This is a genomic window from Rathayibacter sp. AY1B8, from assembly GCF_002932775.1.
Taxonomy (GTDB): Bacteria; Actinomycetota; Actinomycetes; order Actinomycetales; family Microbacteriaceae; genus Rathayibacter.
This window is the reverse complement of the sequence record NZ_PSWJ01000002.1, coordinates 132,690-144,007: the sequence shown is the minus strand read 5'-3', so window position 1 is coordinate 144,007 and position 11,318 is coordinate 132,690. Positions and strand designations below refer to the sequence as shown.

Here is an 11,318-nt window from a genome sequence, read left to right as displayed (position 1 = left end):
TAACGACGCGCCTCCGGGCGCAGAACAACGGAGCACCCCCTCAATGAGACGAGCGAAAATCGTCGCCACCCTCGGCCCGGCAACGTCGTCGTACGAGACCATTCGTGCGATCATCGACGCCGGCGTGGACGTGGCCCGCATGAACCTCAGTCACGGAAGCTACGACGTCCACGAAGGCATCTACCGCATCGTGCGGAAGGCCGCGGACGACGCCGGGCGCGCGGTCGCGATCCTCGTCGACCTGCAGGGTCCGAAGATCCGCCTCGGCAAGTTCGAGGGCGGCCCGTACGCCCTCGCCGAGGGCGACGTCTTCACCATCACCACCGAGGACGTCCTCGGCACGCGCGAGCTCTCGGGCACCACGTTCAAGGGCCTCCCGGACGACGTGAACCCGGGCGACATGCTCCTCATCGACGACGGCAAGGTCGCTGTCCGCGTCACCGCCGTCGAGGGGCCCCGGGTCGTCACCGAGGTCGTCGTCCCCGGCAACGTCTCGAACAACAAGGGCATCAACCTGCCCGGTGTTGCGGTCAACGTCCCCGCCCTCTCCCAGAAGGACGAGGACGACCTCCGCTGGGCGATCCGCCTCGGCGCCGACATCATCGCCCTCTCCTTCGTGCGCAACGCCAGCGACATCGAGCGCGTGCACGAGATCATGGCGGAGGAGGGCCGCAAGGCTCCCGTCATCGCCAAGATCGAGAAGCCGCAGGCGGTCGACAACCTGCAGGAGATCATCGACGTCTTCGACGGCATCATGGTCGCCCGCGGCGACCTCGGCGTCGAGCTGCCCCTCGAGGCGGTGCCGATCGTGCAGAAACACGCCGTCGAGCTCGCCCGCCGCTGGGCGAAGCCGGTCATCGTCGCGACCCAGATGCTCGAGTCGATGATCGAGAGCCCCCGCCCCACGCGGGCCGAGGCCTCGGACGTCGCGAACGCCATCCTCGACGGCGCGGACGCGGTCATGCTCTCGGGCGAGACCAGCGTCGGAGCCTGGCCCGTCGTCACCGTGCAGACCATGGCCCGCATCGTCGAGTCCACCGAGGAGCACGGCCTGGAGCGCATCCCCCCGCTGGGCAGCAAGCCCCGCACCCAGGGCGGATCGGTCACGCTGGCCGCCGCCGAGGTCGCGGAGTTCGTCGAGGCGAAGTTCCTCTGCGTGTTCACGGAGTCGGGCGACTCGGTCCGCCGCATGACGCGCCTGCGCCACGGCATCCCGATCATCGGCTTCACCCCCGAGCCGGCCGTCCGCCGCCGCATGGCGCTGAACTGGGGCGTCCAGTCCTTCGTCACGCCGCGCGTCAACCACACCGACGCGATGTTCGCGCAGGTGGACGCGGTGCTGCTCCGCGAGGGCCTCGCCCAGGCGGGCGAGACCGTGGTCGTCGTCTCCGGATCGCCCCCCGGGCGCGCCGGCACGACGAACGACATGCGGGTGCACATCGTCGGCTCGTCCAGCTCGGCCGACAGGGCCGAGAACTGGGACCACTGAGTCCAGCACCCCCGGAGGGCCCGGTCGCGCGAGCGGCCGGGCCCTCCGGCGTTCCCCGGCGGTCCGCGTGGCGGGACGCGCCTCCGCGGGCGGATACCGTGGACCCATGCGACTCGGCGTGCTCGACATCGGCTCCAACACGGTCCACCTGCTCCTCGTCGACGCGCACCCCGGCGCCCGCCCGGTGCCCTACCGCTCGCACAAGCGGAGCCTCGCTCTCGTGGCGCACCTCGACGAGGCGGGGGAGATCACCGAGCGTGGCCAGCGCGAGCTGATCGCGTTCGTGATCGAGGCCGCCGAGGTCGCCCGCGAGCACCGCGCGGAGGACCTGCTGGCGTTCGCGACCTCGGCGATCCGCGAGGCCGGCAACGGCGCGGCGGTCCTCGACCGGGTCCGCGCCGAGACGGGCGTGCACCTCCAGGAGCTCGGCGGCGAGGCGGAGGCGTCGGCCACCTTCCTCGCCGTGCGCCGCTGGTTCGGCTGGGGCGCGGGCTCGATCCTGGACCTCGACATCGGCGGCGGCTCGTTCGAGCTCTCGATGGGCGTGGACGAGGTGCCCGAGCTCGCCGTGTCGGTCCCGCTCGGAGCGGGGCGGGTGACGCGGGACCTGCTGGTCGGCGATCCCGCCTCGGCCACGAGCGTGAAGGCCGCCCGGCGTCACGCCCGCGAGGTGCTCGCGGAGCCCGTCCGCGGCTTCCTCGCCCTGGGGCGCCCCGACCTGGTCGCAGGCACGTCGAAGACCTTCCGGTCTCTGGCGCGGATCACCGGCGCCGCTCCGAGCGCCGCCGGTCCGCTGGTGCGCCGCGAGCTGCACCTGGTCGACCTCCGGCTGTGGTCCGCCCGCCTCGCCGCGATCAGCGCGGCCGATCGCTCAGCGCTGCCCGGCGTCTCCGCTCTGCGGGCTCCGCAGCTGCTCGCGGGCGCTCTCATCGCGGAGGCGGCCATGGACGCCCTCGGCATCGAGACGCTGGTGATCTGCCCCTGGGCCACCCGCGAGGGGCTGATCATCCGCCGCTTCGAGCTGCTCGACGCGCAGATCCAGCGTGCGGACGTTCAGCTCAGCGCGATGCTGTAGGACAGCGACCGCCGGCCGCCCGGCTCGAGGACGATCTGGCGCGGCTTGTCGACGATGTCGCCGTCCCAGCCCTCGGGGGTCGGGACGCTCCGCCACGGCTCGAGGCAGACGAACGGGGCCCCGACGGGCTTCCACACGCCGACCACGTCGAAGTCCCCGGTGTCGACGACGATCGCGCGGGCGGCGCCGTCGGCCTCGAGCCGGAGGGTCCGCCGGCGCGGCTCGTCGAAGATCATCACGCCCTCCTCGAAGTGCGCGTCGTCCACTGTCAGGACCCCGTCCTCGAGCGGCGCCGGGTGGCGCGCCTCGAGCAGCAGGTTCTCCGGAGCGCGGCGGTACCCCTCCGGCTCGGGCTGCGCGAAGCGGATGCGGTGCTCGCCGCGGCCCTCGGGCAGCGGCAGCGCGAAGGCCGGGTGGTTCCCGAGCGAGAAGCCCAGCGGAGAGGGACCCCTGTTCTCGACGGTCTGGGTGATCCGGAGCGAGGCGCCGGTCACGGCGTAGGCGATGAGGAGCGTCCAGTCGAAGGGGAACACCGCGCGCGTGGCGTCGTCGCTCCGGAGCCGGAACACCGCCTCGTCCGCCGAGACGCCCGCGAGCTCGAAGACCCGGTCCCGCGCGAAGCCGTGCTGCCCCATCCGGTGGTCCGCGCCGTCGTGGTGCAGCGTGTCGCCGGGGAGGCGCCCGATGATCGGGAACAGGACGGGAGCGTGCCGGCGCCACTCCGGGCCGGCCTGCCACAGGTACTCGCGGCCCTCGTCGTCGCGGAGGGACGTCATCTCGGCCCCGGCGGTCGTCAGGGCGAGGCGCAGGCTCTCGCGGCCGAGGGTGAGGACGGTGGGCGCGGGGGAGTCGCTGCTGGTCATCCTCCGATTCTGCCCGTCACGGGGTGCGGGCGGGGGTGTCGGCGGCGCGTGGCAGCATGGGGCGGTGCCTCCCGAGTCGACCCCCTCCTCCTGGCGCGCCCGCGTCGGCGAGCTCAGCGGACCCCCCGAGGCCGAGTCGCCGACCGTCCTCACTTCGATCGGGCTGCAGTTCGAGCTGCGCCGGCTGGTGCGCCGGGCCGACGATCCGTGGCGGGCGCCGGCGAGCGAGCGCGTCACGGCGAAGACCTACGACCCCGACGAGCGCCGCGACCACCGTCTGGCCACCCGCCCCGCCGTCCGTGGGCGCGGGGGCGCCTGGAACCGCACCACCCTCACCTGGAAGTCGCTGAACTTCCAGACCCACCGGCTCTCGCTCGACCCCGCTCACCAGCGCTGGTTCGCCGAGTTCGCGGCTCTGCACCGCGCCACGCGCACAGTCCACCTCGGGCAGGACCCCGACTGGATCCACCTCGACGACTACGAGAGCCCGCTGCTCTGGCGGCTGCTCGAGCAGGCGCAGGCCGTCGGGATCCCGCTGCTCGCCCCGGAGAAGGGCGCGGTCCGCCTCGTCGGTCCCGCCCATGTGGCGGTGACGGTCTCGGCGGAGGCGGGAGGCCTGCGGCTGCGGCCCGTCCTGCGGATCGACGGCGCGGAGCACTTACCGGAGTCCGCGCGTCCGGTCGCCCGGCACGGCGTCTACGCGGTCGAGGGCGGCGATCCGTCCTCGCTCCTGCTCGCGCCCGCGTCCCTGCCCTTCGACGACGAGGAGCTGCGGCTCCTCGACCACCCCGAGGAGACGGAGGTCCCGGCGGAGGACGTGCCCGAGTTCGTCGGCGAGCACCTCCCCGCCCTCCGCGGCCGCGTCGCGGTGCGCGAGGAGGGCGTCGACCTCGTCCTGGACGATCCGGAGCCCCCGCGCCTGGTCTGCACGGTCTCGTTCGAGCCGCGGCGCGCCGTCAGGGTGGGCTGGCACTGGCGCCGCTCGCCCGATCGCGCGGGCGAGCTCGACGGCACGGCCGACGCGGCTCTCGAGCGCGCGGTGCTCCGCCGGGTGCGCTCGGTGCTCGGCGAGGCCGGGTCCGCTCTCGTGCCGGAGCCGGGGACGAGCGCGGTCCTGCGCGGGGCCGAGGCGGCGGTGTTCGTGGTGGAGCAGCTCCCGCAGCTGGAGGGGATCGGCGGGGTCCGGATCGAGCGCGAGGGCGCGGCCCCGGACTACCGCCTGCTGACCGGACCGCTCACGCTCACGATCACCGCGGTCGACACCGAGAGCGCCGACTGGTTCGACCTCGGCGTCGTCGTGACCATCGGCGACGCGACCGTGCCGTTCCTGCCCCTCTTCCGCGCTCTGGCCGCGGGCGGCGACCGCATCCGCCTGGTCGACCACTCCTACCTCTCGCTCGCGCACCCCGGCCTCGACCGGCTCCGGGAGCTGCTGACCCGGGGGGACGAGCTCGAGGAGTGGGAGACGGGACCGCGGCTCGGCCGGCACCAGGCCGGGCTGTGGAACGAGCTGGAGGAGCTCGCCGACGAGAGCGTCCCCTCCGACGCGTGGCGCGCCGTGCTCGACTCCGCGCTGGCCGCCGGGTCGCCGGAGGACGTGGAGCCGCCGGAGGGCCTGACCGCCCGGCTGCGTCCGTACCAGCGGGCGGGCTACGCCTGGCTCGTGCACCGCCTCCGTCACGGGCTCGGCGGGATCCTGGCCGACGACATGGGCCTCGGCAAGACCCTGCAGGCGCTGGCCATGATGCTCGACGCGGTCGAGGAGGCGGGCCGCGCCGGGATCCGCCGCGCGCCGTTCCTCGTGGTCGCCCCCACCTCGGTCGTGCCGGGCTGGCGCTCGGAGGCCGAGCGCTTCGCGCCCGCCCTGCGCGTCCACGTCGTCGCGAGCTCGCGGGAGGGCGCGCTCGACGCGATCCCGGCCGACGCGGACGTGGTCCTCACCAGCTACGCGGTCCTGCGCCTCGGCGGCGAGCGCTGGGCGTCGAGGACGTGGTCGGCGCTGATCCTCGACGAGGCCCAGTTCGTCAAGAACCCCGCCTCGCAGACGCACCGGGCCGCCCGCGGGGTCGGCGCGCCCGTCACGCTCGCGCTCACCGGCACACCGCTGGAGAACTCGCTCGACGAGCTCTGGGCGGTCCTCGCACTGGTGGCGCCCGGGCTCCTGCCGCCGCTGCGCCGCTTCCGCGAGGAGTACACCCGGCCGATCCTGCACGCGGAGGCGCCCGTCGGCATCGCCTCGCCCGATCTGTCCGAGGGACGGACCGTCAGCCACACCGAGGGCGCGCGCCGCCGCCTCGAGAGACTGCGCCGGCGACTGCGTCCGTTCCTGCTCCGCCGCACCAAGGAGGCGGTGGCGCCGGAGCTCCCCGAGAAGCAGGAGCAGACGATCGAGGTCGCGCTGACGCCCGCCCACAGGGTGCTCTACGACGGCTACCTCCAGCGCGAGCGGCGGAAGCTCCTGGGCCTGGTCGACGACCTCGACCGGCAGCGCTTCACGGTGTTCCGATCGCTCACCCTCCTGCGCCTGCTCGCGCTCGACGCGTCCCTGGTCGACCCGGCCTACCGGCACGTCCCGTCCGCGAAGCTCGACGTGCTCGTCGAGCAGCTCGACGACGTGATCGCGGAAGGCCGTCGGGCCCTCGTCTTCAGCACCTTCACCTCGTACCTGGAGCGGGCGGGGGAGCGGCTGCGTCGGCGCGGCATCCCGTTCGTGCAGCTCGACGGCTCCACGCGGGACCGCGCGGGAGTGATCGAGGAGTTCCGCTCGGGAGCCGCGCCCGTCTTCCTGATCAGCCTGAAGGCGGGCGGCACCGGGCTCACCCTCACCGAGGCCGACCACGTCTTCATCCTCGACCCGTGGTGGAACCCGGCGGCCGAGGCGCAGGCCGTCGACCGCGCGCACCGCATCGGCCAGGAGCGGCGGGTGAACGTGTACCGGCTGGTGGCGACGGACACGATCGAGGAGAAGATCGTGCGCCTCCAGGAGCGCAAGGGCCGCCTCAGCACGGCGGTGCTCGACGAGGGCGAGCTCTTCGCCCGGGCGCTGTCGGCCGACGACGTCCGCGAACTGCTGGCCGAGTGACCACGGCCCCACGAAGGGTGACAGAACGGCCAGCCGCGGCCCAGGATCCGAGCGCACACTGAGCGGATGAGACGCCGCCGCCCCCGCCCCCGCGCCGACTGGATCGTCGCCCTCGAGAAGGGCGACGACGCCGGGCTCTTCGGACCGGGCAGCGCGGTCTGGGCGGTCAACGGCGGCCTGCCCACGATGATCGCCGGAGTGCGGGCTCTGCTCATGCAGACCCTCCATGCCGGAGCGATGGCCGGTGTGCACGACCACTCCCGCTACCGCGAGGACCCGATGGGCCGCCTCGACAACACGGTCCGCTGGGTCCTGACCACCAGCTTCGGCGACACCGCCGCGGCGAGCGGAGCGGCGCGCTGGGTGACCGGCGTGCACGAGCGGATCGTCGGCTCCTACGAGGACGCCGGCGGGCGCGAGCGCTCCTACTCGGCGCAGGACCCCCGCCTGCTGCTCTGGGTGCACGACGCCTTCACCGACGCGTTCCTCGGCGCCCACGAGATCTGGGGCGGACGGATCCCCGGCGGCCCCGACGCCTACGTGCGCGAGTGGGCCGCCTCCGGCCGGCTGCTCGGAGTGCAGGATCCGCCCGAGAGCGTCGCGGAGCTCCGCGCGCAGCTCGCCGGATTCGCGGGCGAGCTCAAGCCCGACGCACGCGTGCACGAGGCGGTCGGCTTCCTCCGCGACATCCGGCTGCCGGGCGAGGCGGGCGTGGTCTACCCGCTGCTGTTCGCCGGCGCGGTCGCCTCGCTCAGCCCCGAGGTGCGGAGGCTCCTGGGCCTCCGGCGCCCGTGGTGGCCCGCGATCACGGCGAACCGCCTGCTGTTCGTGTTCCTGGGCCGGTATCTCGGCCGGGTCTCGCCGAGCGAGCAGGCCGCGATCGACCGCATCGCCGGCCTCGACCAGGTCCGCACCGGCGCCTGACGCTCTTCCCGTACACCTGTCCGGGAAGTGGTAGACTGACGTCGATGACTCCCGCCCGCCTCGCCTCCGTGCCCGCGGCGGAGTCCCCCTCGGCGCTCGGCTCCGCCGATCCGCGAGCCCGGCGCACCCGCCGCCGCGTGTTCGACGCGGTCGAGCGGCTCGTCATGCAGAGCGACGGCGAGAGGGCCGAGGGCATCGCGGTGAGCGACATCGTGCGCGAGGCCGGGATCAGCCGCAGCTCGTTCTACGCCCACTTCGACGACGCGGCGGGAGTCGCCTCCGCGCTGCTCCGCCAGGACCTCGTGGTCGCCGACGTCGCCGAGGGCGATCCCGCCGACCGCTCCGGAGCCGACGCCCTGCAGCGCGGCTACTCGCGGCTCGTCGAGCGGCTGGTCGACCGCCACGCCTTCCATGCCCGGCTCCGCGCGCGGGCCTCCGCCCGGGTCGCCTCCGACGACGCCGTGCTCGACACGGCGCTCGCCCTGCACCGCGAGGTGCTCGCCCGGGTCGACGTCCCCGCAGCGGTCGACCCCGAGCTCACCGCGGTCTTCGCGGCCGGCGGCGTCCTCTCCGTGGTCGGCGCCTGGCTCGCCGGCTCCCTCGACGGCACCGACGAGGAGCTGGTCGAGCACCTCGTCGCGCTGCTCCCGGCCTGGCTCGCCGCGGCGCCGCTGCGCCCCCTGGACTCCTCACTCCCACCACGCCCCACGACGAAAGGCACGACATGATGACATTCGAGGTCGGCGAGACCCTGGTCTACCCGCACCACGGAGCGGTGACGATCACCGGGCTCGAGAAGCGCTCGGTCAAGGGCGTCGAGAAGACGTTCATGACGATGAACGTGCACACCAGCGAGCTCACCATCACCCTCCCCGTCGAGAACGCCGAGCTCGTCGGCGTCCGCGAGATCATCGACGACGCCGGAGTCCAGGCGGTCTACGACGTCCTGCGCAGCGACGTCGCGGAGGAGGCCAGCAACTGGTCCCGCCGCTTCAAGGCCAACCAGGAGAAGATGGCCAGCGGCAGCGTGTACCGCGTCAGCGAGGTCGTCCGCGACCTGTGGCGCCGCGAGCAGGCGGGCGGCGTCTCGGCCGGCGAGAAGCGGATGCTCCTCAAGGCGCGTCAGATCCTCGTGTCGGAGCTCTCGCTCGCCCTGAAGGGCACCGACGAGGAGGCCTCGGCCAAGCTCGACGAGGTCCTCGCCTCGGCGATCTGACCCCGCGTCGCGGCGGGTCGGCTCACTCGGGCCGGCACGCCGCGATGATCCTCGCGGCGACCTCGTGCTGCGAGGCGGAGCCGTCGATCCGCACCAGGAGCTCGCGCTCGTCGTAGACCTCCGCCAGAGGAGCCGTCTCGCGCTCGTAGACCTCGATCCGGTTCCGCACCACCTCGGGGTCGTCGTCGGCGCGGTCCTGCTCCTGCGCCCGCACGTGCAGCCGTTCGAGGACCACGTCCGCGTCGGCCGTCAGCAGCACGACGCACGAGAGCGGCGTGCCCCGCTCCTCGAGGAGCTCCGCCAGCGCGTCCACCTGGGCGAGCGTGCGCGGGTAGCCGTCGAGGATGAACCCGTCCCGGGCGTCCTCCTCGGCGATGCGCTCGGCGACCAGGGCGTTCGTCAGCTCGTCCGGCACGTACTCGCCGGCCTCCACGAGCGCCCGCAGACGCCGTCCGAGGTCGGTGCCGTCGGCGACGTGCGCGCGGAACAGATCGCCGGTGGAGATCGCCGGCACCCCCAGCTCGCGCGACAGCACGGCCGCCTGGGTGCCCTTGCCCACGCCGGGCGGGCCCATCATGATGACGCGCATCGCTCGTCCTCCTCGGTGTCGTCAGGCGATGCTAGCGGTGCGGAGCGGGGTGGCCGGTGCACACCGCGCCCGTAGGCTGGCGGGACGAGCCGAGGAGGAGCGATGCCCGCAGCACCCGGGGCCGAGCAGGCCGCCGCCGATCTGGCCGCGCTCCTGCGCGAGGTCTCCGCCGAGCTCGACGCCCGCGGCATCGCCGACCAGGCCGTCGCCGAGCTGCGGACGCCGCGCGCGATCCTCGGCTTCCGCCGCAAGCCGGTGATGGCGCCGGTGACCCGCGCGTGGCGCCTCGGCGTGGTGCTCCTCGGACGCGAGGGCGAGCTCCTCGCGACGGGCTCGGTCACGCGTGCCGTCGCTCCGCTGCACGCCAACAACCAGTCCGAGTCGCAGGAGGCGCGCCGCGAGATCCGGCGCGCCGCCTTCGACGGTCCGTTCCAGGAGGGCGAGATCGTCAACTACGGCTGGCGGCGCCTCGCACTGGACGCCGCAGCGCTCGAGTCGGGCCAGGAGCCGCTGGCCCTGCGCGGCTCCGAGGTGCTCGTGCGCTGGGCGCCCGGTCTGGGCGAGCAGGGACTGATGCCGCTGCGCCGGTACCTGGCCGACCGCCTCGACCTCCTCGAGGCCGACTAGCGCCGGGTCACTCCTCCTCGGCCACCGGGTGGAACCACGGCGGGTAGACGGCGACGCGGGGAGAGGCGTCGATGCCCTCGAAGAGAGCCTTGACGCGGTTGCGGGCGGCGACCGACGCCACGCCGACCGTCGCGACGCCCTCGAGCGGGAAGCGCTCGGGCACGAGCGCCTCGGCGCTGCGCAGGGCCGGCTCGTCGACCAGGAGGCGCGCGAAGGTGCGCACGAGCGCGTCGCCCTCGGTGAAGCGCGTGAGGACGTGGGAGGCGTCGCCGTCGCTCAGGACCGGGGCGGAGGCGAGCGAGCCCACCAGGACGACGTACTGCGAAGCGGTGGTCTCGTGGGCGCTCGGCGACCAGTGCGGAGCGACCCGCTCGCCGCGCAGGTCGGCCCAGAGGGCGGCGTCGGGGGAGAGGAAGAAGGGCACGAAGCCGGCGACGCTGACGCCGTCCTTCACCTGCACGGCACGGCGGTGCTCGCGGGTGGTCTCGGCGCTGACGTCGATCGCGGGGCGCTCCTGGAGCTGCTGGTCCGCCAGGATCGCGCCGGCGGTGACGATCGCCTCGAGGTTGTCGAGGTGGGTGACGTGGTAGATCCGCTGCGCGGCGATGTCGACCTTCGGCAGGGGCTTCTCGCGCGCCGTGCCGCGGGCGGCGGCACGGGCGGTGGCCGCACGGGAGGTCCCGGGCACGCGCGCGGGGGCGCGGGTGGCACGGCCGACCTGCTCGGGGAGCTTCTTCGGGGTGCAGACGTCGCAGAGCGCGATGTCGAGGCCGTGGATGCATTCGGTGGGCACTCTGGATTCCTTCTGCGCGCGGGCTCGGGGTTCCGCCGCAGGGACGACGTTACGCGACCGGGGCCCTCGCGCGTCCCGGCGGCGGGGATCTGCGGAGCCGCGGCGTCCGCCCGGGCATCCTCTGGGAGGCGCCGGAGCACCGCTCCCCGCCGCGTAGCGTGAGCGGGATGAAGCGCGTGCCGCCCGCCGAGGGCCAGGAATCCGTCTGGGACTACCCGCGACCCCCGAGGGTCGAGACCACCACCGAGCACGTGGTCGTGCGGCTGGGTGGCGTCGTCGTCGCCGAGACCCGTGACGCTCTCCGCGTCCTCGAGACGAGCCACCCTCCCGTCTACTACCTCCCCGTGTCCTCGTTCGCGCCCGGGGCGCTCGAGCCCGCGCCCGGCCGCAGCATCTGCGAGTTCAAGGGCGCGGCCTCCTACCTGACCGTGCGCGGGGGAGGAGGAGCGGTCGCGGAGGCGGCGGGCTGGACGTACCCCGAGCCGATGGCCGGCTTCGAGGCCCTGGTCGACACCGTCGCCCTCTACCCCGGCCGGATGGACTCCTGCACGGTCGACGGCGAGGCGGTCCAGCCGCAGCCGGGCGACTTCTACGGCGGCTGGATCACCTCGCGCGTGGTCGGTCCGTTCAAGGGCTCGCCGGGCACGATGTTCTGGTGAA

Annotated in this window: 11 protein-coding genes; 8 read left to right on the top strand and 3 right to left on the bottom strand. The window is 74.0% G+C overall.

Translation table 11 applies throughout. The annotated features are described in order from the left end of the window. The first annotated feature begins 43 nt into the window (after nucleotides 1-43). Both pyk and C5C63_RS02245 read left to right on the top strand, forming a co-directional pair. On the top strand, nucleotides 44-1,489 hold the full coding sequence (gene pyk / locus C5C63_RS02250; protein WP_104221869.1) for a pyruvate kinase: 1,446 nt from the start codon (nucleotides 44-46) through the stop codon (nucleotides 1,487-1,489). A gap of 106 nt (nucleotides 1,490-1,595) precedes the next feature. Continuing rightward, a complete protein-coding gene (locus C5C63_RS02245) occupies nucleotides 1,596-2,564 on the top strand; it encodes an exopolyphosphatase (protein WP_104325425.1) in 969 nt (322 codons plus the stop codon). On the opposite strand, the gene C5C63_RS02240 is transcribed toward C5C63_RS02245, so the two are convergent. Further along, the gene (locus C5C63_RS02240; RefSeq protein ID WP_104325424.1) at nucleotides 2,543-3,427 is read right to left on the bottom strand and encodes an aldose 1-epimerase family protein; all 885 of its coding nucleotides are present in this window, start codon (nucleotides 3,425-3,427) and stop codon (nucleotides 2,543-2,545) included. The genes C5C63_RS02245 and C5C63_RS02240 overlap by 22 nt on opposite strands. A 64-nt stretch (nucleotides 3,428-3,491) precedes the next feature. Here C5C63_RS02240 and C5C63_RS02235 point away from each other — a divergent pair, with 64 nt between their 5' ends. The 4 genes from C5C63_RS02235 to C5C63_RS02220 all read left to right on the top strand — a co-directional run bounded on the left by C5C63_RS02235 (nucleotide 3,492) and on the right by C5C63_RS02220 (nucleotide 8,649). Continuing rightward, nucleotides 3,492-6,509, top strand: a complete 3,018-nt coding sequence (locus C5C63_RS02235; protein WP_146086343.1) for a DEAD/DEAH box helicase — start codon at nucleotides 3,492-3,494, stop codon at nucleotides 6,507-6,509. A 66-nt stretch (nucleotides 6,510-6,575) separates the two neighbouring features. Continuing rightward, nucleotides 6,576-7,433 (top strand): oxygenase MpaB family protein, encoded by an 858-nt coding sequence (locus C5C63_RS02230; RefSeq protein ID WP_104221875.1) that lies wholly within the window; start codon nucleotides 6,576-6,578, stop codon nucleotides 7,431-7,433. Between the two features lie 44 nt (nucleotides 7,434-7,477). Continuing rightward, nucleotides 7,478-8,161 carry a TetR/AcrR family transcriptional regulator gene (locus tag C5C63_RS02225; protein ID WP_104221877.1) on the top strand — a complete coding sequence of 228 codons (684 nt, stop codon included), beginning with the start codon at nucleotides 7,478-7,480 and terminating at the stop codon, nucleotides 8,159-8,161. Beyond that, a complete protein-coding gene (locus tag C5C63_RS02220; RefSeq protein ID WP_068257183.1) occupies nucleotides 8,161-8,649 on the top strand; it encodes a CarD family transcriptional regulator in 489 nt (162 codons plus the stop codon). The genes C5C63_RS02225 and C5C63_RS02220 overlap by 1 nt, the downstream gene beginning before the upstream one ends. A 22-nt stretch (nucleotides 8,650-8,671) precedes the next feature. Here the strand turns inward: C5C63_RS02220 and C5C63_RS02215 are convergent, their stop codons facing one another. Next, nucleotides 8,672-9,238, bottom strand: a complete 567-nt coding sequence (locus C5C63_RS02215; protein ID WP_104325422.1) for an adenylate kinase — start codon at nucleotides 9,236-9,238, stop codon at nucleotides 8,672-8,674. A 102-nt stretch (nucleotides 9,239-9,340) separates the two neighbouring features. On the opposite strand from C5C63_RS02215, the gene C5C63_RS02210 reads away from it, so the two are divergent. Next, entirely contained in the window at nucleotides 9,341-9,865 is a 525-nt protein-coding gene (locus C5C63_RS02210) for a hypothetical protein (RefSeq protein ID WP_104232649.1), read from the top strand. Nucleotides 9,866-9,872: 7 nt separating this feature from the next. Here C5C63_RS02210 and C5C63_RS02205 read toward each other — a convergent pair whose 3' ends face one another. Next, the gene (locus C5C63_RS02205; protein WP_181067718.1) at nucleotides 9,873-10,658 is read right to left on the bottom strand and encodes a DarT ssDNA thymidine ADP-ribosyltransferase family protein; all 786 of its coding nucleotides are present in this window, start codon (nucleotides 10,656-10,658) and stop codon (nucleotides 9,873-9,875) included. Nucleotides 10,659-10,825: 167 nt separating this feature from the next. On the opposite strand from C5C63_RS02205, the gene C5C63_RS02200 reads away from it, so the two are divergent. After that, the gene (locus C5C63_RS02200) at nucleotides 10,826-11,317 is read left to right on the top strand and encodes a DUF427 domain-containing protein (RefSeq protein ID WP_104325421.1); all 492 of its coding nucleotides are present in this window, start codon (nucleotides 10,826-10,828) and stop codon (nucleotides 11,315-11,317) included. The last annotated feature ends 1 nt before the right edge of the window (nucleotide 11,318 follow it).